Here is a 26,389-nt window from a genome sequence, read left to right as displayed (position 1 = left end):
GCTTCTCTTAGTTGAAGATTGAAAGCGCTTTATATAATTTTCGTAAAGTTTTTACTTAGCCTATTTTTGAGATTAGTAGTGAGAAAGGAGATACTTCCATGTTCTTGAGAAAATTAACAAAAAACCACTTAATCACTATTGATTATTATGATTTAAATCACCGGTAAACGAAACAAACATAATAGTACAACAATGTTAGTGGATAAAAATATTAGTTTGCAGAAAGGGGGAGAGTATCCGTTTGTATAAATGTTAAGTTCTTCAAAATTTTAGTTTTACAGTTACATGTTGTGATGTTTGCTTTAACAGGTCAATCCGATTCATATAGAAAATTTTTATCCTTGTTGTATTTGAATATGAATGAGGTATTTATGTCAGGGAATATAGGTGATTTTATATAGATTATGATAGATAAATTTTTGGTATGGGGTGATAATATGGAAAGGTTTTTTGTAGATTTAGTCGGATCAACGAATGATTTTTTATGGTCTAAATTGTTAATTATTATGCTTGTTATTTGCGGAATTTATTTTACATTTAAATTGAATTTTGTACAGTTTCGAATGTTAAAAGAGATGGTCCGTGTATTAATGGAGGGGAAAAGTGGTTCTAAAGATCAAATCTCTCCTTTTCAAGCGTTTTGTATTGGTATGGCAGCCCGCGTTGGAACAGGGAATATCACAGGAATTGCGATTGCAATTGCATTAGGTGGTCCTGGAGCTGTATTTTGGATGTGGATTATTTCTATTATTAGCTCGGCCTCCAGTTTTGTCGAAAGCACATTAGCACAGATATATAAAGTAAAAGATAAAACTGGTTTCCGCGGTGGTCCATCCTATTATATGGAAAAAGGGTTGAATAAACGTTGGATGGGAGTATTATTCTCTATTTTAATCACAATTACTTTTGGTCTTGTATTCAATTCAGTACAATCAAATACAGTTACAATCGCTTTTCAAAACTCATTTGGTACAGATCGTCTAACAGTTGGGATAATCATGGCCATTGCTTTTGCTGCAATTATTTTTGGTGGTGTACAACGTATTGCAAAAATGGCTGAATACAAGGTGGTATTTTTAGCGGTATTATACATTGGAGTTGCATTATTTGTTGTAGTTACCAACATATCAAAAATGCCGGAAGTTCTTTCTCTTATTGTTCAAAACGCATTTGGTTTTAAACAAATAGCAGGTGGTTCAATTGGTGCAGCACTTATGAATGGAGTTAAACGCGGTTTATTCTCAAATGAAGCTGGTATGGGAAGTGCACCAAACGTTGCCGCAACAGCAACAACAAGCCATCCGGTGAAACAAGGACTGATTCAAGCATTTGGTGTATTAACGGATACGCTAATCATTTGTACTAGCACTGCCTTTATTATTTTGCTGTCTGATGCATATAAACAACCGGGGTTAAATGGTATTGCACTGACACAAGCAGCATTAAGTGAACACATCGGTCCTTGGGCATCGGGTTGTCTTGCTATCTTTGTTTTTTTATTTGGATTTGGTGCGTTAATTGGCAACTATTATTATGGTGAAACAAATATTCGCTTCTTACATACAAGTAAAGTGTGGTTAATGATATACAGAATAAGTGTATTGGCTATGATTGTATTTGGTTCTGTTGCAAAGATTCAAATTGTATGGGATTTAGCGGACTTATTTATGGGCTTTATGGTTATTATTAATTTAATTGCTATTACCTTACTTTCAAAAGTAGCATTTGCGGCGTTACAAGATTATAAAAACCAGAAAAAAGCTGGTAAAGATCCTATTTTTTATAAAGAAAACATTAAAGGGCTTGAAAATATTGAATGTTGGGATAGTTATGAGGAAACTTCAAAAAAGAAAAGTGTGTAATAAGAAAGATATTCAGACTGCAATATGTCTGAATATTTTTCTTGGTTCTAGTGCAAATATTATTGATTATAGTAAAGAAAAAATCATTCTATATAAAGTTAATAGTACGGGGGAATATGATTAAATGATAAAGGATTCTAGCGTTCAAGTTGAGGGTCAAGAAAAAGTTTGCTTAGATCAATGGGTAGCCCATTATCGAACGTATGCAGCTAAGGGACGAAGCGCCAGTTATATTCCAGCTCTGGGGGAAATAAATGTATCACAGTTAGGTATTTGTATAGTAAAGCCAGATGGAACAATGATAAAGTCAGGAGATTGGGAGATACCGTTCACATTACAAAGTATATCAAAAGTAATCGGTTTTATAGCCGCTTGTTTAAGTCGCGGTATTTCTTATGTATTAGAACGGGTTGACGTAGAGCCAACTGGAGATGCCTTTAATTCGATTATTCGTTTGGAGATACATAAACCAGGAAAACCTTTTAATCCTATGATTAATGCTGGAGCAATTACGATAGCTTCACTTTTGCCAGGGACATCAGTGCAAGAAAAATTAGAATCTATATACGTATTAATTGAAAAAATGATAGAGAAGCGTCCCGCTATTAATGAAATAGTATTTCAATCAGAATGGGAAACGGCTCATCGTAATAGAGCATTAGCATACTATTTAAAGGAGAATGGTTTTCTAGAATCAGATGTGGAGGAGACACTAGAGGTTTACCTAAAACAATGTTCGATTGAAATAAATACAGAAGATATTGCCTTAATAGGGCTTATACTAGCACATGATGGATATCATCCTATTCGCAAAGAACAAGTGCTCCCTAAAGAAGTAGCTAGGTTAACAAAAGCTTTAATGCTTACTTGTGGAATGTACAATGCTTCCGGAAAATTTGCTGCTTTCATTGGATTACCAGCTAAGAGTGGGGTATCCGGCGGAATTATGACACTTGTTCCCTCAAAATCTAGGAAGGATTTATCGTTCCAAGATGGATGTGGTATTGGTATTTACGGACCAGCCATTGATGAGTATGGGAATAGTTTACCAGGAATTATGTTGTTAGAACATATTGCAAAAGAATGGGATTTAAGTATATTTTAAAAAGGAACACAGATATTTTGGTGTTAGAGCGAGTCCAAAAGTGTTCAGACCTTATATTGTGTCTGAACATTTTTGAGTTATAAAGTATCTTTCTAAAGTAGAAGAGTGTAATGAATACTCACAATCTATAATGCTTTCGTTTATATCTTATTTATCAGTTTTTGAAAAAAATAGAGTAAGTATTGTATTAATGCAAATAGGTTTGTATACTGACTGTTAGGCGAAAGTGAGAAGTGATTATTTTGAATCTTAGTAATTTAGTAAAAAAAGACATCTATATTCTCGTTTTAATGATACTTACAGTACCCTTAGTAGGTGAAATAAAGTCATTTCCTTTAAATGAAACATTTAGAATGAGCTTTGGTGCACCAACATTTTTCTTTTTTTTGTTATTGTTTCGACGAATTCCAGCATTTTTACCGGGTTTTTTAACAGCGATAGTCGTGGTAGTATTTCGTATCTCAATGGATGTCATTATAAAGGGAAATATGGATTGGCTAGCCGCTTTTCATACTCACTATCCTAGTTTTTTCTTTTATTTTACTTATTCGTATCTCTTTCATTTAGCAAAAATTAAACGTTTTTATCATCAACCACTAATGATTGGTTTGATTGGTTGCATGATTGAAATACTGTCAGACTGTGTGGAATTAATGATTCAATATTTCGTATTAAAAACATCGATCACATCCGAGGCAATAAATGAGATCATTGTTATCGCATGTTCCCATAGTTTTATAGTTCTAAGCTTTTTCAATATGATGAAATTGTATGAAGCGCAATCAAGGGAGAAACACATAAAGAAACAAAATGAACACATGCTCATGCTCATCTCTAATTTATATGAAGATGCTGTTCATTTAAAAAAAACATTACAAGATGCTGAGAATATAACAAAAAAATCCTATGATTTATATAAAACTTTAGACTCTTTTGAGCACAAACAGATGGATTTTCAGTTTGGGGATTTAAGGCAACAGGCATTACAAATTGCTGGTGAGGTTCATGACGTTAAAAAGGATAACCAACGTATTTTTGCAGGACTTTCAAAATTAATTTCTGATGAAAGTTTTACAGATTATATGTCTGTACATGAACTAGTAAATATCATTATACGGGCAAATGCGAAATATGCACGGTTGCTAGAGAAAGACATCCAATTTGTGTATAAAATTGATGGTGTGCATCCTCATTATCATATTTACACAATCTTATCTATTATAAATAATATCGTTACAAACGCTGTAGAGGCTATCCAAGGTATGGGAACCATCACAATTGACATTAATAAAGACCACCATTTTGTTGAATTTCAAATAGGCGATAATGGTCCCGGTATTTCTTCAAAATATAAAGATTCAATTTTTGAGCCTGGTTTTACTTCTAAATATGATGATTTAGGCAATCCATCGACAGGTATCGGATTATCGTATGTTAAAGAAATGGTCGAACAACTTGAAGGTGATGTTACGATTGAGGACAGAACCGAAGGAAAAGGATCAATTTTTATAATTAGATTAGGGATTGATCATATAATTTCGAAAGGGTGATTCTATGTATTTTTATATAGTAGATGATGAAAAAGCGGTTCGCTCAATGTTGGCTCAAATTATCGAGGATGAAGATCTTGGGGAGGTTATAGGAGAAGCTGAGGATGGTTTATCTTTAGAGCAACAAATGCTAATCCTTAAAAATATAGACATTTTATTTATCGATTTGTTAATGCCAATTCAAGATGGAATAAAAACTATTCGTCAAATAAAACCTTCGTTTAAAGGGAAAATTATCATGGTCTCTCAAGTAGAATCAAAAGAATTAATTGCTGAAGCTTATTCGCTAGGTGTTGAATACTATATTATTAAGCCGATTAACCGGATTGAAGTATTAACAGTTGTTCGGAAAGTCATTGAACGAATTCGTTTGGAAAAATCGATAAAAAACATTCAAGAATCGCTTAATACGGTACTAAAATTGGATAGTAATTCAAGTGTGCAAGAAAAATACCGTAATGAAAAACATTTAAATACTTTTAATCATTTTCAAAATTCCATTCATTTTCTTTTGTCTGAATTAGGAATAGCCAGTGAAAGTGGAAGTAAAGATTTAATGGATATGCTAGATTATTTATATAAATATGAACAAGATAACACGTTGGAACAAGGTTTTCCCTCACTAAAAGAGATTTTTATAAATTTAGCTCAAAAAAAACTTGGGGATTCAGCTGAAGATACCGAATTAAAAAGGTTCATAGAAGCTTCCAAACAACGGATTCGGAGAGCAATTTATCAATCATTAGACCATTTAGCATCCCTTGGACTTACTGATTTTTTAAACCCGAAGTTCGAAAATTATGCTTCTAGATTTTTTGATTTTACTACCGTAAGGAGAAAGATGACAGAATTGAATAATGAACCAACATTACCTGCTCGTATTGATACGAAAAAATTTATTCAAGTTCTTTATTTTGAAGCAAAACGAATACACTTGGAATTAAGATGATAAACTCTTGCTCATTATTACGTTCAATTAATAGATTGATAGTTGTTTTCATGTTATTTGTTTTATATAGTTTTTCTAAGAGAGGATTTTCCTTTATTTCATATTGAATTTAAAATCAGAAAATTCCGTATCGATTTGGTAGAAGTGTATGAACTTAGAACAAAAGAATATGTATTTTTTATTTTTTTAAATATTAATATTCATTTAAAAAAACGAGTATTTCCACAATAAAATATAAATACATAGTAAGTTGAGTTGAAAAAAGATGCTATCTTCTAGCATCTTTTTTTCTTTAAGAGGAAATATCATCGATCCTTATATTATTTGAAATTCAAATGCGGGCATATAAATAAGGGAAAAGGAGATAATATCTAACAAATTATAATTGGAAATGGTATTTTAGGTCAGAAATGTTTTTATACTAACTAGGTTATTGGTACGCAAGCATAATGTCTAGCTTTTCTGCTCTTTAATCTTATCGTTATTTTTTATTAAGTACATATCGTTTTTTAGAAATCTCAATCCTAGCAGAGTATATAAATTGGGTGATAAAAATGTGGAACATAATTACTTCTTATCTTCCGGATTGGAAAGTCTTTGTACAAGCTTTTATCTTGTTTTTAATTCCGTATACTATCTCAAGATTTTTTCATTGGGTTCGTATGTCAGAGAAAGAGTGGGAAGAATGAGTTGGTGGAAGTCAAGAGACAAACAAGTGAAAAAAATAATATTCAAAGTAAAACGAAACAAGAGTATAAACCTTCTCAAAATACAATCGTTCATTTCACAAATGATTTTGCCTCTAACTTAGAACTTATAAAGCAACAAATCGGACATAATTCTGATGTTCGCTTTCGGAAGTTTAATATTGGGCGCACAGATATTCAGGCTGGTATCGTTTTTGTTGATGGTCTATCAGATAAAGAGATAATTGACAAACATATTATGAAATTACTAATGGATGATTTTTCTGATGAATATAAAAATGAATCTTCTTATGTGGAGCGGACTGTTTCAAAAGAATATATTAAAAATAAAGTTCTTACAATTAGTGAAGTAGCAGAAGTCCATTACATAAAAGATTTAATACCCAAAGTATTGATAGGTTCAACAGCTCTTTTAATTGATGGTTTAGCAGATGTGTTTATTCTTGGTACAACAAAAGCAAATAAACGAAACATTGAAGAACCAGTATCGGAGGCATTAGTCAGAGGACCACGGGTCGGTTTTACTGAAGTATTAAGTGATAATACCTCACTTTTGCGACGACATTGTGCGGATGAGAGCTTATCATTAGTAAAGCTACCAGTAGGAGAACGTGCAAAGAAAGAGTTAGTTGTCGCATTTATTAACGATCTTGCTAGTACAGAATTGGTGGATGAAATAAAAAACAGAATTCAGAAAATTGACATAGACAGTGTACTCGAATCTGGTTATATAGAGCAACTCATTGAAGATAATTATCTAAGTCCTTTTCCGCAGATTCAAAATACAGAACGACCTGATCGTGTTATTAGTGCTTTGATGGAAGGTCGAGTAGCTATTTTGTTAGATGGAACACCATTTGTTTTAATTGCTCCAGTTACATTTAGTATGCTGCTGCAATCACCAGAAGATTATTATGAAAGGTGGCTTCCTGGTACACTTCTCCGCTTATTACGCTTCATGACAGCTTTTGTTTCATTATTTGCTCCAGCACTGTATATTTCTTTCATTTCATTTCATCCAGGATTAATTCCCACTAAGCTCGCTATTTCTATTATCGGATCGCGAGAAGGAGTTCCTTTTCCCGCTTTAATAGAAGCGTTAATTATGGAAATAGCTATCGAAGTTTTACGAGAAGCAGGTTTACGTCTGCCTAAACCGATTGGACCGGCAATGGGAATTGTGGGCGGTTTAATAATTGGTCAGGCTGCCGTAGAAGCAGGAATTGTTAGTCCAATAATGGTTATCGTTGTTGCGGTAACAGCTATTTCTTCTTTTACTATTCCGCAATATAGTGTGGGAATTACGTTACGCATTCTTCGTTTTGTAGCTATGTTTTGTGCTGCGATATTTGGCTTGTATGGAGTTATTCTCTTCTTTCTTTTACTTTGCAGTCATTTAGTGAAACTGAAAAGTTTTGGCGTTCCTTATACCAGCCCTGCTGTTCCATATCGATTCAGTGACTGGAAAGATTTTATGGTTCGCATGCCATTAAAAATAATGAGACGTCGACCGAAAATAATGCATACCAAAAAAACTATCCGCAAAAGGTAGCTGATGACGAAAGGAAGTGACCTTCAGTGATTACTATACCTAAAGACCGAATAACAACTTCACAAGCAGTTGTTATTATTGTAAATTACATACTTGGGACAGGAATTCTTACTTTGCCCAGAGCATCTGTGGAAAAAGTGAAAACACCAGATGTATGGTTGAGTGTGATATTAGGTGGAATACTCGCAATGGTTTCAGGAGTAATTATGGTCAAATTAAGTCAGCAGTTTCCAGAAAAAACATTTTACCAATACAGTCAAGATATTGTAGGGAAATGGATAGGCAGATTGCTTAGTTTTCTTATTATAGGGTATTTTCTTACAACTTCAGCATTTCAAATTCGTTCAATGGCAGAAGTAATAAGCTTTTTTTTGCTCGAAGGAACCCCCACATGGGCTATTGTTATGCCTTTTATGTGGATAGGTCTCTATTTGATTATGGGTGGTATTAATTCAATTGCACGGATGTTTGAAATAATATTTCCTATTACTGTTTTTATTTTTTTAATCATTTCCTTTATGAGTATCGGAATATTCGAGATAGATAATCTCCGTCCCGTATTAGGTTTGGGAATTAAACCCGTGTTAGATGGGATAAAAACAACGTCTCTCGCATATACAGGTCCTGAAATTATGTTAATTCTTTTGGTATTTATGGAACAACGAAAGAAAGCAGTAAAAGCTATTTTAGTTGGAATTTCTATTCCGTTAATCTTTTATGTAATAACTGTTGTAATGGTCATTGGTGCATTATCAATTGATGGGGTTGTAACAAGAACATGGCCGACAATTGACCTTATGCGCAGTTTTGAAATTTCTGGTTTGATATTTGAACGTTTTGAATCTTTACTGCTTGTAATATGGATTATGCAAATATTTGCTACCTATACGATTAGTTACTATGCAGCTGCATTAGGATTAGCGCAACTCTTTAAAAAGAGTATTCATCCGTTTATTTTTGCTTTGATTCCAATCATTTACATCATTGCTATGACTTCGAAAAATATAAATGACTTGCTTAAATTGGGGGATATGCTCGGTAATGTTGCATTATTTTTATTTGGTTTACTACCACTGCTTCTTCTTATTATTACGCGATTAAAAGGAGGAGTAGTGTGAAACATAAATTTAATTATGTGCGGTTCTATTTGGCTTTGTTAGGGACGCTTTTGCTTCTATTTTTAACAGGATGTTGGAGCAGTAAAGAAGTAGAAGAGTTGAGCTTAACTGCAGGTATAGCACTAGATAAAGGGAAGGATTCAACAATTGAGAAAGAGGATGAGGAAGGAGGTTATACTAAAAGAAATCTTATAACAGCTACTTATCAAATTGTTAGTTCGCAAGCACAAAGTAAAGGAAATGGACAACAAAAACGTTATATAAATGTTTCTGAGACCGGTGATTCCATTCATCAAATTGTTCGTGAGTTTTCATTGAAAAGAGAGAGCACAATGTTCAGCCCACATTTAAAAAACATTGTTATTAGTGATAATCTTGTACGTACATACAGTTTAGAACAATTACTTGAACAGTATCTCCGTGACAATGAAGTTCGGCTTAGCTGTATGCTCTTAATTAGCAAGGGTCTAGCGAAGGAGGTACTGGAATCAAACAAAAAAGGAGAAATCCCAGCATTTCGTTTGTCTGGAATTGCAGATAATAGAAATAGAACAACAAGGATTTTACCTCCTGTATCGCTCGCTAAATTGGAAGGAAAGATGCGGTCAGGGTCCAGTTTTCTTTTGCAAAATGTAATCTCGATAAAAGGAGAAACAAAATTTGCAGGAGCTGCTGTAATTAAAGGGAAGACAAAAAAGTTGATGGGCTTTTTAAATGAACAGGAATTGGAAGGAGTAGTATGGATAAACGGAAAAAGGAATGGTGGTGTGGTAAAAACTTTTGACAAAGAATCAAAGAAACTCATTATATACGAAATAAAGTCAATAAAAAGCAAAATCATACCACATGTTAACGGAAATAATATTTCCTTTGATGTAAACATTGAATCAGAAGGGCGTTTGTCTGAAAATTGGATGCAATCAGGAAAAGATTTTGAAAATGAATTTTTAAAAAGAGAAGAAAAAGCTATTGAAAAAGAAGTAAAGCACTTAGTACATCATGTTACAAAAAAAATACAAAAAGAATATCAAGTCGATATTGCGGGTTTTGGAAACCAATTAAGAATTAAGCACCCGAGAACATGGGAGAAAGTCAAAAAAGATTGGGATCGAACATTTAGTAAAGTACCGATTAAATATCATATAAATGCAACTATACAAGATTATGGAGCATCAAGTTTAAAACGGTGAGACGTCTCAATTGACCTTATATTTACACAAAAACAAAAAGTTACGAAAATTTTAATTTGAAATTTTTTGTAACTTTTTGTTTTTTTATGTCCTTCTTATTATAGATTAAAGAAATGATTTTATTAAAAGTTCATTCTTTATCCTATACACTTCTTTTGCACTATAAAGTAAATAACAACCGTTACTAATGGTGTTTTATTTAACGTTAGGAAAAAAAGAGGAATCGTTATATATCCTTTACAAGTTTGAATAGGAGGGAGTTTGAAGTGCAAGCGAAAGCAGTGCAAATAGAAGGGAATTTTGAAAATAAGTAATTATTAGAGGTATATGTAAGCTCTATATAGGAAGGAGAATTTTAAAATTCTATTGATAAACCCAGTAATTGTAATAACCCTTATTTAGAATAATAATTTCAAAATCAATAAAATTTAGAGTAGAAGGAGCAAGAGCAAATTATTATGAATAAACAAATCGGATTCATCGGATGTGGAAACATGGGTATTGCTATGATAGGTGGGATGATTAAAAAAAATATAGTTTCTCCAGATCAAATAATTTGTTCAGATTTAAACGTCATTAATTTAAAAAATGCTAGTAATGAATATGGCATAACTATAACTACTAACAACAATGAAGTCGCTAACAGTGCTGACATTTTAATTTTATCAATCAAACCAGATTTATACTCATCGGTAATTAACCAAATAAAAGATCAAATAAAAAATGATGTAATCGTTGTAACTATTGCTGCAGGAAAAAGTATTAAGAGCACTGAGAATGAATTTGGTAGAAAGTTAAAAGTTGTTAGAGTAATGCCTAATACACCGGCACTTGTTGGAGAAGGAATGTCTGCGTTATGTTTTAATGAAATGGTTACAGAAAAAGATATAAAAGAGGTACTGAACATATTTAATATTTTCGGCCAGACGGAGGTCGTAAATGAAAAACTAATGGATGTTGTTACATCTATTAGTGGTTCTTCTCCAGCATATGTGTATATGTTTATAGAAGCCATGGCAGATGCTGCTGTACTTGGCGGTATGCCGAGAAAACAAGCTTATAAATTTGCGGCTCAGGCTGTATTAGGTTCTGCAAAAATGGTATTGGAAACAGGAATACATCCAGGTGAATTAAAGGATATGGTTTGTTCTCCAGGTGGAACGACGATAGAAGCTGTAGTAACGCTAGAAGAAAAAGGTTTAAGAACAGCTATCATTTCAGCTATGAAACGTTGTATGCAAAAATCTATGGAAATGTCTAGTTTAACTAGTAAGTGAGAAGCGAATTTATATAATATTTCAAATCTATTTAATGTAAAAGAAATATTATGAGGCTAGTTAATAACTAAGTAAATTTATATACAACACTAACGAGACGAACAAACCTTATTTTAAAGGGGATACAGAAAATATGAGTAATTTACTAAAAAAGAAATCCGTTACACAATTGTTAGCGCATAATCAAAGCAAGACTTTAACGAAAACATTAGGAGCATTTGATTTAATTATGTTAGGAGTAGGCTCGATAGTTGGAACAGGTGTTCTTGTCTTAACTGGATTAGTAGCAGCAAGAGATGCTGGTCCAGCAGTTATTTTTTCATTTGTACTTGCAGCAATTATATGCGGATTTATAGCATTATGTTACGCAGAAATTGCTTCTACACTCCCGGCGTCTGGTAGTGTATATACGTACTCATATGCAACAATTGGTGAGTTTGTTGCTCATCTAGTAGGTTGGTCATTGCTGTTAATATATATCGTGGCAACAGCAGCTGTCGCTGCTGGATGGACAGGCTATTTCCACAATTTAATAAAGGGATTTGGATTAGAGATACCTAAAGCTCTAGTAACGATTCCTTCGCATGGTGGTATTGTGAATCTACCAGCAGTAATTATTACATTGATATTGGCATGGATGTTATCTCGTGGTACGAAGGAAAGTAAACGAATCAATAATATAATGGTATTGATTAAAATTGGAATGATTTTGTTGTTTATTACGGTTGGTATATTCTATGTAAAACCAATGAACTGGATACCAATTGCACCATACGGTTTAAGTGGAGTTTTTACGGGTGGAGCAGCTATTTTATTCGCTTTTACGGGTTTTGATATATTAGCAACTTCAGCAGAAGAAGTAAAAGATCCGAAACGTAATCTTCCTATCGGTATTATTGCATCATTAATCATATGTACAATTATTTATATTATGGTATGCCTTGTTATGACAGGAATGGTTTCCTATAAAGAATTAAATGTTCCTGAGGCAATGGCTTATGTAATGGAAGTGGTAGGACAAGGAAAAGTCGCTGGTGCAATTGCTGCAGGTGCTGTAATTGGCCTTATGGCAGTTATTTTTTCGAATATGTATGCGGCAACACGAGTATTCTTTGCAATGAGTCGTGATGGATTGTTACCGAAATCATTTGCGAAAGTTAATAAGAAAACTGGAGCACCCACTTTTGTAACTGGATTGGCAGGAATAGGGAGTTCTATAATAGCTGGGTTTATTGATTTGAAAGAATTGGTTAATTTAGTTAATATCGGTAGTTTGGTGACGTTTGCGTTAGTTTGTCTATCAGTTATTATGCTACGTAAATCACACCCAAATTTAAAACGTGGATTTATGGTACCTTTTGTACCTGTATTACCATGCGTTGCAATTGTATGCTGTGTGTTTTTAATGCTAAATTTACCGTTAAGGACATGGGTGTACTTTAGTATTTGGATTACTATTGGGGTAGTAGTATATTTCCTTTATTCGATAAAACACAGTAATTTAAATGAGGAAACGATCTCGAAATTACATGATAAAATTGCGAGATAATAACGATCGAAAATTTTATTAATAATCATATTGATAGTTGAGTAAAATAGAACCAGTTTTTTGATATTTAGCAAGAACTAAAATGAAAAATCTTAGGACAGCAGAGTGCCTTTTTTAGAAACCTTGCCTGTTTTTCATGATTTAAAACGAATAAGGAGAGGAAAGTATGAGTGAATTGCATTTTATGAGTTTAGAAGAACTGGATCATGAATTAGAAAAAGATGACAGTGGTATTTATTTCATTAAAGATTATAATGACAATATTATTTATATAGGCAAGGCTTTTAGTATAAAAAGTAGAGTATTAGCTCATTTTAATAGTTATTCCAATATTAAGGAATATGTACATTTATTTAATAAAGTAGCGTATCTCATTGAAGATAGTTTGTTAAAACGCTCATTGTTACAAGTTACTTATATGATTAAATATAAACCAGTATTAAACAAAGAAGTCCAAAAAGAATTCCCAGAGTTATATACTCAATACATTAAGCAAACAAATAAAAAATCCATGTTGTTAGAAATTGATGAAGCTAAAGAAAAAAGGGATGAGTTAAAGAATAGATTAGTAAAATTAGTGGGTGGAAAAACTATGTTTTATGACATAATTTCTCTGTTAAACAATGGATATAACTATCATGTCCTCGCAAAAGTATTGAGCATAGAACTTCAAACTTTAATTATAATGAAAGAACACCGAAACAAATTCCCGATACCACATAATTATAAGAGAACAATCAAGCATCAAGATATAATGTATGCTTTATCTGGAAAAAAGAATTTAAGTACGTCAAGGTTAAGCACTTAACTTTAAAGTAGTAAATTTGTTGCTTTTAACAATTCAACTAGAATGTGCCCCCCGAAATTTAGAAAGATCGGTTTATTAGGTAGCCTTTAGGGAATGAGCCTAGTACAATACTGGGTTCATTCCCTTTGATTTTCCCTTGATTCTTTCATGATTATAGTACTCTATATACTTTGCTAATTCTTGTTTGAAATCTGTTATATTTCCAAATTTTTTCGATACAGAAATAGACATACAAAAACGCCATCCTTTCTTATAAATCTACAGAAAGAATAGCGTATTTTTTACAAATGAGTTCCTTTATTGAAAAGCTTTAGTTCTATATGACTGATAAAAGGGCAAGTAACGCTAAAATAGCGGGAATTCCTTGTTTTTAGAAGAATATTTTGCATATGCAAAATATTAAAATGTAATTTATAAATATAAAGTTAATAAATTACATTTTAATAATATTCCTAAAGCTAATCCTATATATACTGTTTACAAATTAAGTGTCTAAGTATTTTTTAGTTTAAAAGTGCAGGGTATTCGTTTTTTATTGAATCAATTTTTACATGTTGGTTCAATATTTTCTATTCTCTTGGAACTTAGTTCTCGTTTACTTCTCACAAAAGCAATAAAATCTATTATCTCTTCTGTTGACAGTGCTTCTCCATCTATTAAAAGTGTTGGATCTGGATCGTTTAGGAGTCTTGTAATATCAATTACATCTTTGTTTTGATGTGAATGTTCAATTCGACCTAATATATAATCTACAGATGTATCAAATAAATCGGCTATTTTAGATAAAGATTGTAAGGAAGGTAATCTATAACCATTTTCATACCCGGCATAGGTGCTTTTCGCAATCCCAAGTCGATCTGCTGTCTCTTGTAAGGACCACTTTTGATTTTTTCTTAATTCAGATAAACGTTCCAGCATTCGTCTCATACCCCATCTATTTTTATTAAATTAATTATAACATAGAAAAAGAATCAAGAATAGAAAAAAAGTACGCGTATTGAATACAAAATCTTGATTAATTCAAATTAAGTTCTATAATGATAAATATAAATACGCATTACGCGAACGATATATCGTTGTTTATTTTATGGAGGGGTTGTGTATGAAGAAAATTTTATTACTTGCAACTGGTGGGACAATTGCATCTGTGGAGGGGAATGAGGGGCTTGTTCCAGGATTGTCCGCTGAGGAATTATTGAATTATTTTTCGAAGTCTTCTCGAAACTTAGAAATAGATTGCAAAATCTTAATGAATATTGATAGTACCAATATGCAACCTGAGCACTGGAAAGAAATAGCTAATGCTGTTTTTAATCACTATGATGACTATGACGGGTTTGTGATTACACATGGAACGGATACGTTAGCTTATACATCTTCTGCGTTATCTTATATGCTGCAAGGTTTAAGAAAACCAGTTGTTTTAACAGGTTCACAAGTACCTATTAGTTTTAAAAAGACAGACGCAAAGAAAAATGTAGCTGATGCTCTTAGGTTTGCCTGTGAGAGTGTTGGCGGTGTGTTTATTGTTTTTGATAGTAGGGTGATTATTGGGACGAGAGCAGTTAAAATGCGAACAAAAAGTTATGATGCATTTGAAAGTGTGAATTCTCCATATGTTGCTGAAGTAAATGAAGATGAAGTGAAATATCATTGGAAGCCAACTTCCTCACATAATGAACTTTCAATAAATACTAATTTATGTACGGATGTTTTTCTTATGAAATTGTATCCAGGTACAAAGCCAGAGATATTTGATTGTTTAAAAGATTTGTATAAAGGGATTATTATTGAAAGTTTTGGAAACGGTGGATTACCTTTTGAAGGAAGGAACTTGCTTTCGAAAATTCAAGAGTTGACTGAAATGGGGATTGCTGTAGTGATTACTACTCAATGCCTGGAAGAAGGAGAAGACATACTTCTCTATGAAGTAGGACGGAAAGTGGCACAACATCAAGTAATATTGTCTGGAGATATGAATACGGAAGCCATCATAGCAAAATTGATGTGGGCGCTTGGAAAAACTAATAAATTAGAAGAGATTAAAAAAATTATTGAAGAGCCTTTAGCCTACGATTTAACAATAAAATCTGATAAGGATTGGTAAGGACTTCATATGATTTATTTAGGTTTTACATTTAATATGGGGGAGAAATTAAAATGGCAATGACAAACAAGAACGTGCGAGTGGAGAATGATTTTTTGGGAGGAAAGGAATTACCTATTGAGGCATATTACGGAATTCAAACTTTACGCGCTGTTGAAAATTTCCCGATTACAGGGTATAAAATCCATGAAAGTTTAATTAAAGCGTTCGCAGTTGTAAAAAAAGCTGCAGCGCTTGCCAATACAGATGTAGGAAGATTGGAATTGAACAAGGGCGGCGCGATCGCAGAAGCTGCTCAAGAAATTCTTGACGGGAAATGGCATGATCATTTTATCGTAGATCCAATCCAAGGCGGAGCAGGTACTTCAATGAACATGAATGCAAATGAAGTCATTGCCAATCGTGCTCTTGAATTATTAGGAATGGAAAAGGGAGACTATCACTATATTAGTCCAAATAGTCATGTAAACATGGCGCAATCAACAAACGATGCATTCCCAACGGCGATTCATATCGCTACATTAAACGCATTAGAAGGTTTATTACAAACGATGGGTTATATGCACGATGTATTTGAATTAAAAGCAGAACAGTTCGATCATGTGATTAAAATGGGTCGTACACATTTACAAGACGCTGTGCCAATTCGCCTTGGACAAGAATTTAAAGCGTACTCTCGTGTACTTGAACGTGATATGAAACGAATTCAGCAATCACGTCAACACTTATATGAAGTGAACATGGGAGCAACTGCAGTTGGTACAGGCTTAAATGCAGACCCAGAATATATTGAAGCAGTTGTAAAACATTTAGCTGCAATTAGTGAACTACCACTAGTTGGTGCAGAAGACTTAGTAGATGCAACGCAAAATACGGATGCATACACAGAAGTATCTGCAGCACTTAAAGTATGTATGATGAATATGTCTAAAATTGCGAATGACCTTCGCTTAATGGCATCAGGTCCACGTGTTGGTTTAGCAGAAATTATGTTACCGGCTCGTCAACCAGGTTCATCTATTATGCCAGGGAAAGTAAACCCTGTTATGCCAGAAGTAATTAATCAAATTGCATTCCAAGTAATTGGTAACGACCATACAATTTGTCTTGCTTCAGAAGCAGGTCAATTAGAATTAAACGTGATGGAACCAGTACTTGTTTTCAACTTACTACAATCAATTAGCATTATGAATAACGGTTTCCGTGCCTTTACAGATAATTGCTTAAAAGGAATTGAAGCGAATGAAGATCGCTTAAAAGAGTATGTTGAGAAGAGTGTAGGAATTATTACAGCCGTGAACCCTCATATCGGTTATGAAGCAGCAGCTCGCGTTGCGAAAGAAGCAATCGCGACAGGGCAATCCGTTCGAGAACTTTGTGTGAAAAATGGTGTACTGTCACAAGAAGACTTAGAGTTAATTCTAGATCCATTCGAAATGACGCACCCAGGGATTGCAGGAGCAACTCTTTTAAAGAAAAATTAAAAGAAGAGGGGGGACAAGCTCCTCCTCTTTTTTTTACAATATAGGGATGTTATATGTGAATAGAGGTAGGGAGGTTATAAGTAAGTATACAGTGGCGTTTAATGGTTCATAGAAACAAAATTAAGAGGAGCAGCAATATAATCAACATCACTTTTAAATAAAGAGGATTTATTAAAACATCCTATCATGTTAACAACAAGTTTACATGAATCTTTATAAATAACTATGACCAACCATGAATAAATAGTTGGCCACAATAATCTTAAAGATCCATATCTTTTAATCCAGGACTATGCTCATTTGGCATTTCAGGAAGCTCTGGTACAGGAAAACCTTTTGGCGGGTCAGTTACTGCTAATGTTCCTTTGTTTCTACTTGGTGATTCACCTTGGAATATTTCTCCCATTCTTGTTGAATCTAAGCTGAAATTAAATTGTGCGTTATGGAATCCCATGTCTACATACTTTCTGCACTCTGGATATTTATTAATATCATAGTTCGGCACTGGGAAGAGTTTGCCCCATTCAACCCCTAATGTTTCTAAAGCTTTTGCGAAAGCATTTTGATGTGCATTATCACGTACAATTAAAAATGCAAGTGTTTCTCTAAAGGTTTGATTAGAACTCATTTCATAAATTCTAGTTTTTTGAAGTACACCTGTAGATTCAAGTACAACATTATCTAGTAAATCGCTAATTAAGTTTCCATGACTATATACCCAAGATCCATTCCATGGGTTGCCAGCTGCATCAACAGGTAATGAACTTTGAGCCCCTACAATAAAGTGATGAGGATTTGCATGTTTAACCGCTTCGTCAAGTGGTGCTGTGTCAATACCAGCATTTCCAGGCGTAGGTTCACCAGATCCAGTTAATAGTTGATTAATTGTATGTTGTACAAGTTCTACATGACTTATTTCCTCTAAAAAAACACCTCGAAGTAAATCACGATATTGCTTCTCTTTACCTCTAAAATTTGAGCTTTGGAAAAAGTATTGCATCATTGTACGCATTTCACCATAATGCCCACCTAATATTTCTTGTAAAACTTTTGCAGCAGCAGGATCTGGTTTGTCCGGCTTAATCATATTAATTATTTCCTCTTTATAATAAAACATGAAGTACACCTCTTTTAAGTTAGTTAACATTGTTATCGTGTGCGTTAATTGGTTACTTAATACTGAAATTCATTTTTTTACCAAAAACTTTTACCTTAAAATGCAAAGTCTTTTTGAAATAACTATTTTCGATGTGAGATGAAAATAGGGGAGATACTTAGTGTTTTAATAAAAAAGATAAGATTACGAAATGTAATCTTATCTTTTCATTAAGAATGATGAATTATATGTTCAAGGCTTTAAAATGACTTTTATACAATCATCTTCACGATTATTAAAAATTTGATAACCGTAGCTTGCTTCTTCAAGGGGGATTTTGTGTGTAATAATCTCTTTTGGATCGAATTCTTTGTTTGTTATTTTCTTAAATAATTCCGGCATAAAATGGATGACAGGTGCTTGTCCCATTTTTAGATTAATATTTCTAACCCAAAATGCCCCGAGTGGAAAGGCATTATAATTACCGCCATAAACACCAGTCATTTGAACTGTTCCATATTTTCTTACAGCTTTCGTAGCGATTTGAATAGGACCGAGGGTACCGCCTTGTAATTTTAATTTTTGTTCCAGAAATTCTAGGGGAGATTTTTTCCCATCCATGCCTACACAATCAATAACTACATCCGCACCGCCATGCGTAATTTCCTTTAAATGTTCTCCCATATCAGGAAATTTTGTAAACTCAAATACCTCAACATTGTTAATCTTTTTTGCATAATGTATTCGATAATCTAAGTAATCCACTGCAATTACACGTTTAGCACCTTGCATCCAAGCGAATTTTTGTGTCATTAATCCAACAGGGCCACAACCAAGTACGATAACAGTATCGCCTCGCTTAACACCTGCATTTTTTACACTCCAATAGGCTGTTGGCAAAACATCAGATAAAAAGAGTAGGGATTCATCTTCCAGTTCGCATGATTCTGGTATAACAAATGGAGTGAAATTTCCAAAAGGAACTTTTAAATATTCAGCTTGTCCACCTGGATGGTTACCAAATTTCTCTGTGTAACCAAAGTATCCACCAGAATCAAAATGAGGATTCGAGTTATCACATTGACTTTCCATTTCATGTTGGCAATAAAAACAATGTCCACATGCAACATTAAAAGGGATAACAACACGATCGCCTTTCTTTACTTTAGTAACATCTGGACCAACTTCTTCAACAATTCCCATTGGTTCATGACCAATAATGTACCCTGGAGGTAAAGGCATGTTGCCTTGATATAAATGTAAATCAGAACCGCAAATAGCGGTTGAAGTAATTTTTACAATAATATCATCTTTTTTCTCTAACTTTGCATCATCCACTTGTTTAACTTGTACTTTGTTTGGTCCTTGATAGGTTACAGCTTTCATCTCATTTCTCCTTAGGAATCATTTTTCATAATTTATATGTATCCTCTTGGCAACACAGAAATCTTTAGTAAAGAGGAATCTATACATAGTGTTGTTATGACAGTATGTTATAGTAACTCTTCTTTCTTATGTCTTCTGCCCTATTTTAAGAAGAAACTCAATATTTATTCATGATCTAATTCCCATAAAAAGGATAATTATTATTTCATAACTTGAAGCATATTAAAAACATCGGAGGTGAAATAATATGGCAAACAATAATAGTGGAAGTCGTAATGAATTGTTAGTTCGAGGTGCTGAACAAGCTCTTGATCAAATGAAATATGAAATTGCACAAGAGTTTGGTGTACAACTTGGTGCGGATACAACAGCTCGTTCAAACGGATCTGTTGGTGGTGAAATTACAAAACGTTTAGTAGCAATGGCTGAACAACAACTTGGTGGTAGAGCGAACCGTTAAGTGAATTGACATAAAATATAGTAGATATGTAAATCAATTTCTTTTGTGTATGTATAAAAACAAAACCTTATAGTAAATGAATTCTCACTCAAAGATTATTGATAATCTTCTTTCATAATCTTTGGGTATTTAATTTGTAAACTACTTTCCTAAACAATAAACACGCAGTGTTGGAAAGGTGTTTTCCATGCATAGTAGAAAATCTTTTGCAGGAAAAAGCATACTTAAAAATTTGATTTCAATATTGAAATCAATATTTATTATAATATTTTCGAAAGGTAGGAATTTAAAAATGGGTATATTAAGTGGAAATCCTCAAAATGAACCATTACATTACGGAGAAGTATTTGATATTTGGAGTTATCTTCTAGCTGCACAAGGTGCCATTGCAAGTCACCAAGTATTTATGAATCACACAGGTGATGAAGATTTGAAAAAGTTTCTAGAAGGCTTAATTGAAAATGATATGAACTCGGAAATAGAAGAATTAAAAGCACTTTTAAAAGTTAATGGGGTTGCTTTACCGCCTGCTCCTCCAGAACGACCAGTAGCATCTATTGAAGACATTCCTCCGGGAGCGCGTATTAATGATGTTGAAATTGCAGCAGCTGTTTCTACAGGATTAGCAGCTGGACTTGTGACATGTAGTCAAGTAATGGGAAAATGCCTTCGAGAAGATGTAGGCATGTTATTTGGACAATTTCATATGAAAAAAGCGCAGGCAGGTGTAACTTTGCTACGTTTAAGTAAGAAAAAAGGATGGGTGGTTCCACCTCCATTACATGTGAGAAACTCTGATCAAGCTTAATAAACAAAAATAAAAAAGTGGCGTTGGCCACTTTTTTATTTTTTAGATGTATCCTTAAGCTTGGATTTATTTATTGTGGAAGAATCCATATATTCATCTGACATTTCCATAGCGTATTTATCATGGTGAATATGATTGTGATTTCTTAATTCATCGTTGTTACGCAGTACTAACCTCTTCATATAAATGTGGAAGAAAATCTCTATTCCGCCAATAATTAATGTGGCTATAAATGAAGAAAATCCAATATTACGAGTAGTATCTAAATTAGTAAATAAAGATGTTAAAAGCCAAATTCCGAAGAAGGTTAAGCCGAAATCTGCCATTGTAGCAATCATATTTCCGTATTTAGGTAAAATGAAAAGATCGCCAATTAAATAGGCAACTCCTGTTAGGAAGAGAGAAATAAGCAATACTCTAGGAATGGAAATACCTTGAAAGATACCAAGTACGATAAGTAATACTGTAGTTATCGCTGTGTATTTAATTAATAAAGCAACAATATGTTTCATTATTTTCCTCCATTGTCTAAACGTATATGGAATAAAATATTTTATTAAAAACGGGTTATGCTGTTAAATAGCTTAACCCGTTTTATGTTGTAATGGAGGTCTACTTATGATATCCCATGGCACGTAAGATGTATTTCGTTCTCCTATACATGATTATTTTTAGTTTAAAGAAGATCAACTATACCTTTGAATTCACGGTCGTAATTACCAATTAATTAGCTATATATTTTAGCATGTAATTTAACATATTAAAGAAAGAAGGAGGTGAATGAACATGTCAAACAATAACAGTGGAAGCAGCAATCAATTATTAGTACGTGGCGCTGAACAAGCTCTTGATCAAATGAAATATGAAATTGCTCAAGAATTTGGCGTACAACTTGGTGCAGATGCAACAGCTCGTGCAAACGGATCTGTTGGTGGTGAAATTACGAAACGTCTTGTATCATTAGCTGAGCAACAACTTGGCGGTGGCGTTACTCGTTAATTTTATATATGAAATGGATATAGAGGAGAGGCATGCCGTCTCTCCTTTCTCATACATTTTTTTAATAAATAAGCTTAGTAGCGTTACAATCGTTTCGACTTTATTTGTTTAACTTTTAGACTCTCGAGGTTTTACATACATAATGAATTTTTGTGAAATAAAGGATAAAAGATAAGAGATTATATTTGATGCGAAAGGGGCAGAGAAAATGAAATATGAAGCGTTATTTACAGTTGAGATTTCTGTAGGAAGTGAACTAGTAGCAAACCATAAAATAAAGGCTCATAATGTCACTGATGTTGTTGAAAAGCTTGCTGAGAAGTACTTAAGTGATCATGAGGGGCATTCTCAAAATGAATAAAGGAGAATCGTGATATGACCTGTCATGATGCTAAGAACGAAACGAAAGAAAAAAAAGATTTAAAATGGTGGCAACTCTCACTTATTGGGATTGGTTGTACAATAGGGACCGGTTTCTTTTTAGGATCCAGTATAGGAATTAAAATAGGTGGTTCGTCAATTATTCTTATTCTTATATTAACTGGATTTACTACTTATATTGTATTTGAAGCATTGGCAAAAATGGCTGTAGAAGATCCGCAAAAAGGATCTTTTCGTATATACTCAAAAAAAGCTTTTGGAAATTGGGCGGGTTTTAGTCATGGATGGACATATTGGTGTTCTGAACTGCTTATTATGGGCAGCCAGTTAAGTGCGTTAGGAATCTTTTCACGTTACTGGTTTCCTAAGATACCACTATGGATATTTGCTGCTATATATGGAGTAGCGGCTATATTAATTATTTTTATAGGGGTAAAGATATTCGAACGTTTAGAGAAATGGATGGCTATTATAAAAATCGCTGCTATTATGGGGTTTATTGTAATTGCTATTTTAGTTATTTTAGGATTTATAAAGGGTGGTTTATATAAAGCACAAATTCCGCGGAATTTCAAAGATTGGTTCCCAAATGGATTAAAAGGCACTTGGTCCTCTCTAATTTATGCATTTTATGCATTTGGAGGAATCGAAATTATGGGGTTAATGACAATAAGACTGAAAGACCCTAAAGATGCACAAAAATCAGGAAGAGTAATGTTAATGATTTTAACGATTATTTACGTAGTCTCTTTAGGGTTGGCAATTATGATGGTACCATTAAACCAGTTTAATACGAAAGAAAGTCCTTTTGTAATAGCGTTACAAGACTATAATTTACCGTATGTGCCATTTATTTTAAATGTAGTATTAATTTTAGCGGGCTTTTCAACGTTAGTTGGTTCATTATTTGCGGTGACAAGTGTATTAATGAACTTAGCTGAAGAGGGTGATGCACCTGCGATGTTTGCGAAAAAAAACAAGAAGAATATCTCTTTTCCAGCTTTAATTCTTATCATAATGGGGCTTGGTGCTTCTATCCTTAGCGCTTTATTACTACCGAAAAATATATATGAATATGTAACAACTGCAGCTGGATTGATGTTGTTGTATACATGGAGTTTAATTCTTCTTTCCTTTTGGAGATTAATGAATCCAAAAGGTTGGATGCAGATAAAAAGTATTATTGGTCTTATTATGATTGCACTAGCTGTTAGTGGAACACTATTGCAAAAAACAACGCGTTTTGGTTTCCTTGTGAGCTTGTTGTTTTTAGGAATAGTTATTATCGTTACTATAATTGTTCATTTTGTCTCAAGAAAAAGGAATACAGCTATATGAAGTATCTTTCTTTTACTCCATGAATAGTATGTCAGAACAAAATAATAGAAGTTATTGAAAAATGATTTGGTAAGTTTGAAAACCAAAATATAATCCATAAATAATAAGTGATATTCCAGATATTACTGTTATAAGAGATAATATACGCGTATTTAAAATTTTACGAAATATACTAGAAGTACTTGCCATCGTAATATCCCAAATAAAAATACCTAAAATAGTACCAAAGCTATATAACAAAAGCTGCTCTTTATTATAGGAAGAAGCGGCTTTTGCTAATATAGAGCCGAAAATGCCAAGCCAAAATAGAATTGTTAATGGGTTCGATAAAGACATAAAAAAACCAGAAAAAAAGCTTTTAATAATTGAATCATCATTTCTAGTATTACTAATGCTAATTTGATTCGCATTTTTTACACTTTCAATGCCTGTATAGATTAAAACAAAAGCGCCGAAAGACCATAAGAAAAGTTTGATAATATCTTTTTCGAGGAAATGAATGACACCTAAATAAATAAGTGCCATGTAGATAACATCTGCAAGTAAGGCTCCTATACCAAGGATCCAAGCATGGAAAAAACCACTCCTAATACCTTTTTCTAGCTGCGCAGCATTTATAGGTCCCATTGGAGCAGATAATGATAAACCTAAGAAAACATAGCTTAAAAATATGCCCACGTATGATATGCTCCTCCCACTAAATTTAATCTATATTAAATCTATTCAGTGGTTAAAGTTTGTACAACTAAATAATAAAAAGTAGAGTGGATTACTTATTTTTATGCAAGTATTTTATGATTCGAGAAAACGGACACTTGGATGGAATTGTTTCATCATCACGTAAAAAATATTGTTGCCATTCATAATTATCTTTTTCACCATAATCTTTAAGAGAAGGGTGAATAGGGGCTTTGTCATAAGCGGCTAGACGTTGACGTATTAAGTTTTTTAGTTTTCTACTGCGTTTCTCAGAATTCATAATTCCCTGTAAAACCCACCTAGGAGTTAAAGCAAGCATCATACATGAAAAATGTCTACTTTGTCTATTGACATGGGCAGGTGTAGCACAGTAGACGAAATATGATTCATTATGAAAGCAAAATTCCCAAGTATTTTCCATAGGGTCATTGGGGATATGCGTAGGCCATTCCATCTCGTCCAAACGACTAGTTGTATTAAGTAGAGACCAATACATATGTTCAAAATCTTTAACTGTAGTTTCTCTCATTAAATCTATTGGTGTATGAATAAAAACAATAAGTGAGGCATATTGACCTGTATCTCTAGAACATTCAGTATATTCTTTAAGTAATGTAGCAAAGTCCTCGCTAGTATTCGTATCTCTAGGATCATCAATGAATCCGTACCGGAGGTGATTCGCTGTAAAGCCGTGTTGAGCCGGGATACAAGGAAAAGGTTTATTTTTATCTGTCATTTTTAATTTAAAAGAACAGAAAGCTTCTTGTTGCCAATGTGGAAGGTTAATAATATGTTTTTGTAAAGAGTCTTTATCATAAAGTATAGTCATCTTTTTATCCCTCCTAGGTCATAATATATAACCTATTAATTATTTAAGAATAGGTGACTAACACGGATAGAATAATTATTTTTTAATCTATAAAAATAAAATGATTTAATGAAGAATCCCCTTCAATGTAGTTACTTTAATAGTTGATCTTTAATAACGTATAAATTTTAAGTAGCTATAAAATTTGAAAAATATATAAGGAATATGTAGGTACAATGTTCACATTTATATTTTCTAACTAATATGGTTTATAACGAAACAAGAAGGGATGTATTATGATGGGGATTTTTAAGGAAGAAAAAATTAAATTTATAGATTGTAAAGGCGAGGAAGTCATTTTGAAAATCAAAATTAAGGATATAAAAAAGTAGGGAAGAGGAATTAAGGATACTTTATTGTGATTAACATAGAAGGATGAAAAGTAATCATGAATTAGATTGAAATGAATTCATGTAGTATAGGCCCTTTTTGAATTTTTTTGCATAATGTAGCATGAGTGAATATTAAGGGGGAACATACATGTCTTATCCTAATCAGTTAGCTTGGCATGAAACATTGGATTTACATGAATTAGTAGCATTTCAAGCGAACGGCTTAATCAAATTAAAAAAGTCAGTTAGAAATGTACCTGATCAAGCACTTCAATCGTTATATATTAAAGCTATAAATGTCATCCAAAACAATCTGCAAGAGTTAGTACAGTTTTATCCGTATGCTCCTGGATTTCAATCGCAGCAGCATCGTGATGACACTGGATTTTACGCTGGAGATTTACTTGGATTAGCAAAGACATCTGTTCGAAATTATGCAATCGCGATTACCGAAACTGCAACACCCCGACTGAGAGAAGTTTTAACTCGTCAAATAAATGGTGCTATACAATTACATGCGCAGGTTTTTAACTTTATGTACGAACGTGGTTACTATCCAGCTTACGATTTAAAACAACTATTAAAAAATGATATTCAAAATGTGCAAAAGGCAATACAAATGCAATATTAAAATGAAGATATGGAAATTATCTTTAGAGGAAAACTATAGTTTATTTATAGAAAATCAAATAGTTAAGACTAAATGGTAATTTCCATTGTTAATAAATTGATTAAATGCTAAAAATATAGATTCATTCTAAAAT

The 26,389-nt window shown here is 33.1% G+C and carries 24 protein-coding genes and 1 pseudogene; 18 read left to right on the top strand and 7 right to left on the bottom strand.

Annotation, left to right across the window (positions count from 1 at the left end):
• The first annotated feature begins 437 nt into the window (after positions 1-437).
• The 10 genes from NLJ82_RS14750 (at position 438) to NLJ82_RS14705 (ending at position 13,667) form a co-directional block, all read left to right on the top strand.
• Positions 438-1,862 carry an alanine/glycine:cation symporter family protein gene (locus tag NLJ82_RS14750; protein ID WP_000439278.1) on the top strand — a complete coding sequence of 475 codons (1,425 nt, stop codon included), beginning with the start codon at positions 438-440 and terminating at the stop codon, positions 1,860-1,862.
• 124 nt (positions 1,863-1,986) lie between these two features.
• Positions 1,987-2,967, top strand: coding sequence for a glutaminase GlsA (gene glsA / locus NLJ82_RS14745; RefSeq protein WP_000588653.1), 981 nt, complete (start codon positions 1,987-1,989; stop codon positions 2,965-2,967).
• Between the two features lie 233 nt (positions 2,968-3,200).
• Positions 3,201-4,517 (top strand): sensor histidine kinase, encoded by a 1,317-nt coding sequence (locus NLJ82_RS14740; protein ID WP_000584797.1) that lies wholly within the window; start codon positions 3,201-3,203, stop codon positions 4,515-4,517.
• A 4-nt stretch (positions 4,518-4,521) separates the two neighbouring features.
• A complete protein-coding gene (locus tag NLJ82_RS14735; RefSeq protein ID WP_000274077.1) occupies positions 4,522-5,466 on the top strand; it encodes a response regulator in 945 nt (314 codons plus the stop codon).
• A gap of 693 nt (positions 5,467-6,159) precedes the next feature.
• Positions 6,160-7,725, top strand: coding sequence for a spore germination protein (locus tag NLJ82_RS14730; RefSeq protein WP_012644464.1), 1,566 nt, complete (start codon positions 6,160-6,162; stop codon positions 7,723-7,725).
• A 26-nt stretch (positions 7,726-7,751) separates the two neighbouring features.
• Positions 7,752-8,843, top strand: a complete 1,092-nt coding sequence (locus NLJ82_RS14725) for a spore germination protein (RefSeq protein WP_000628607.1) — start codon at positions 7,752-7,754, stop codon at positions 8,841-8,843.
• Positions 8,840-10,033: a Ger(x)C family spore germination protein gene (locus tag NLJ82_RS14720; RefSeq protein ID WP_000680804.1), complete on the top strand. Its 1,194-nt coding sequence runs from the start codon at positions 8,840-8,842 to the stop codon at positions 10,031-10,033. Before NLJ82_RS14725 ends, NLJ82_RS14720 begins: the two co-directional genes overlap by 4 nt.
• Before the next feature lie 458 nt (positions 10,034-10,491).
• On the top strand, positions 10,492-11,310 hold the full coding sequence (proC, locus tag NLJ82_RS14715; protein WP_001041295.1) for a pyrroline-5-carboxylate reductase: 819 nt from the start codon (positions 10,492-10,494) through the stop codon (positions 11,308-11,310).
• A 133-nt stretch (positions 11,311-11,443) separates the two neighbouring features.
• Positions 11,444-12,859 carry an amino acid permease gene (locus tag NLJ82_RS14710; protein ID WP_000067433.1) on the top strand — a complete coding sequence of 472 codons (1,416 nt, stop codon included), beginning with the start codon at positions 11,444-11,446 and terminating at the stop codon, positions 12,857-12,859.
• 166 nt (positions 12,860-13,025) lie between these two features.
• Positions 13,026-13,667, top strand: coding sequence for a nucleotide excision repair endonuclease (locus NLJ82_RS14705; protein WP_001292170.1), 642 nt, complete (start codon positions 13,026-13,028; stop codon positions 13,665-13,667).
• A gap of 99 nt (positions 13,668-13,766) precedes the next feature.
• Here NLJ82_RS14705 and NLJ82_RS28790 read toward each other — a convergent pair.
• Together NLJ82_RS28790 and ansR are read right to left on the bottom strand one after the other, a co-directional pair.
• Positions 13,767-13,894: pseudogene (locus NLJ82_RS28790) on the bottom strand (IS3 family transposase); the annotation flags it as partial.
• A 313-nt stretch (positions 13,895-14,207) separates the two neighbouring features.
• Positions 14,208-14,585, bottom strand: coding sequence for an HTH-type transcriptional regulator AnsR (ansR, locus tag NLJ82_RS14700; protein WP_000893555.1), 378 nt, complete (start codon positions 14,583-14,585; stop codon positions 14,208-14,210).
• A gap of 184 nt (positions 14,586-14,769) precedes the next feature.
• On the opposite strand from ansR, the gene ansA reads away from it, so the two are divergent.
• Both ansA and aspA read left to right on the top strand, forming a co-directional pair.
• On the top strand, positions 14,770-15,774 hold the full coding sequence (ansA, locus tag NLJ82_RS14695; RefSeq protein WP_000722306.1) for an asparaginase: 1,005 nt from the start codon (positions 14,770-14,772) through the stop codon (positions 15,772-15,774).
• 53 nt (positions 15,775-15,827) lie between these two features.
• Positions 15,828-17,258: an aspartate ammonia-lyase gene (gene aspA, locus NLJ82_RS14690; RefSeq protein ID WP_001251914.1), complete on the top strand. Its 1,431-nt coding sequence runs from the start codon at positions 15,828-15,830 to the stop codon at positions 17,256-17,258.
• A gap of 262 nt (positions 17,259-17,520) precedes the next feature.
• On the opposite strand, the gene NLJ82_RS14685 is transcribed toward aspA, so the two are convergent.
• Together NLJ82_RS14685 and NLJ82_RS14680 are read right to left on the bottom strand one after the other, a co-directional pair.
• Positions 17,521-18,375: a manganese catalase family protein gene (locus NLJ82_RS14685; protein WP_000500346.1), complete on the bottom strand. Its 855-nt coding sequence runs from the start codon at positions 18,373-18,375 to the stop codon at positions 17,521-17,523.
• Between the two features lie 231 nt (positions 18,376-18,606).
• Positions 18,607-19,740, bottom strand: a complete 1,134-nt coding sequence (locus NLJ82_RS14680) for a zinc-dependent alcohol dehydrogenase (protein WP_000649061.1) — start codon at positions 19,738-19,740, stop codon at positions 18,607-18,609.
• Between the two features lie 247 nt (positions 19,741-19,987).
• Between NLJ82_RS14680 and sasP the strand changes: the two genes are divergently transcribed.
• Both sasP and NLJ82_RS14670 read left to right on the top strand, forming a co-directional pair.
• Positions 19,988-20,200: a small acid-soluble spore protein, SasP family gene (gene sasP / locus NLJ82_RS14675; RefSeq protein WP_000002841.1), complete on the top strand. Its 213-nt coding sequence runs from the start codon at positions 19,988-19,990 to the stop codon at positions 20,198-20,200.
• A 292-nt stretch (positions 20,201-20,492) separates the two neighbouring features.
• Positions 20,493-21,008: a DUF3231 family protein gene (locus NLJ82_RS14670; protein ID WP_000512122.1), complete on the top strand. Its 516-nt coding sequence runs from the start codon at positions 20,493-20,495 to the stop codon at positions 21,006-21,008.
• Positions 21,009-21,043: 35 nt separating this feature from the next.
• Here the strand turns inward: NLJ82_RS14670 and NLJ82_RS14665 are convergent, their stop codons facing one another.
• Positions 21,044-21,520 carry a YndM family protein gene (locus NLJ82_RS14665; protein WP_000680688.1) on the bottom strand — a complete coding sequence of 159 codons (477 nt, stop codon included), beginning with the start codon at positions 21,518-21,520 and terminating at the stop codon, positions 21,044-21,046.
• Between the two features lie 274 nt (positions 21,521-21,794).
• On the opposite strand from NLJ82_RS14665, the gene NLJ82_RS14660 reads away from it, so the two are divergent.
• The 3 genes from NLJ82_RS14660 (at position 21,795) to NLJ82_RS14650 (ending at position 23,726) form a co-directional block, all read left to right on the top strand.
• Positions 21,795-22,007 carry an alpha/beta-type small acid-soluble spore protein gene (locus NLJ82_RS14660; protein WP_000069660.1) on the top strand — a complete coding sequence of 71 codons (213 nt, stop codon included), beginning with the start codon at positions 21,795-21,797 and terminating at the stop codon, positions 22,005-22,007.
• Positions 22,008-22,215: 208 nt separating this feature from the next.
• Positions 22,216-22,368, top strand: a complete 153-nt coding sequence (locus NLJ82_RS14655; RefSeq protein ID WP_000872949.1) for a hypothetical protein — start codon at positions 22,216-22,218, stop codon at positions 22,366-22,368.
• 14 nt (positions 22,369-22,382) lie between these two features.
• A complete protein-coding gene (locus NLJ82_RS14650; protein WP_000128209.1) occupies positions 22,383-23,726 on the top strand; it encodes an amino acid permease in 1,344 nt (447 codons plus the stop codon).
• Between the two features lie 51 nt (positions 23,727-23,777).
• Here NLJ82_RS14650 and NLJ82_RS14645 read toward each other — a convergent pair whose 3' ends face one another.
• Both NLJ82_RS14645 and NLJ82_RS14640 read right to left on the bottom strand, forming a co-directional pair.
• Positions 23,778-24,404 carry a LysE family transporter gene (locus NLJ82_RS14645; RefSeq protein ID WP_000510853.1) on the bottom strand — a complete coding sequence of 209 codons (627 nt, stop codon included), beginning with the start codon at positions 24,402-24,404 and terminating at the stop codon, positions 23,778-23,780.
• 91 nt (positions 24,405-24,495) lie between these two features.
• Positions 24,496-25,254, bottom strand: a complete 759-nt coding sequence (locus tag NLJ82_RS14640) for a YqcI/YcgG family protein (RefSeq protein ID WP_000154279.1) — start codon at positions 25,252-25,254, stop codon at positions 24,496-24,498.
• Between the two features lie 519 nt (positions 25,255-25,773).
• Here NLJ82_RS14640 and cotF point away from each other — a divergent pair.
• Positions 25,774-26,256 carry a spore coat protein CotF gene (gene cotF, locus NLJ82_RS14635; protein WP_000121380.1) on the top strand — a complete coding sequence of 161 codons (483 nt, stop codon included), beginning with the start codon at positions 25,774-25,776 and terminating at the stop codon, positions 26,254-26,256.
• Positions 26,257-26,389 lie beyond the last annotated feature (133 nt).

Origin of the sequence: Bacillus paranthracis (assembly GCF_024296885.1) — a bacterium.
GTDB lineage: Bacteria > Bacillota > Bacilli > Bacillales > Bacillaceae_G > Bacillus_A > Bacillus_A paranthracis.
Note: the sequence above shows the minus strand (reverse complement) of the source record. Positions and strands in the feature narration are given on the sequence as shown.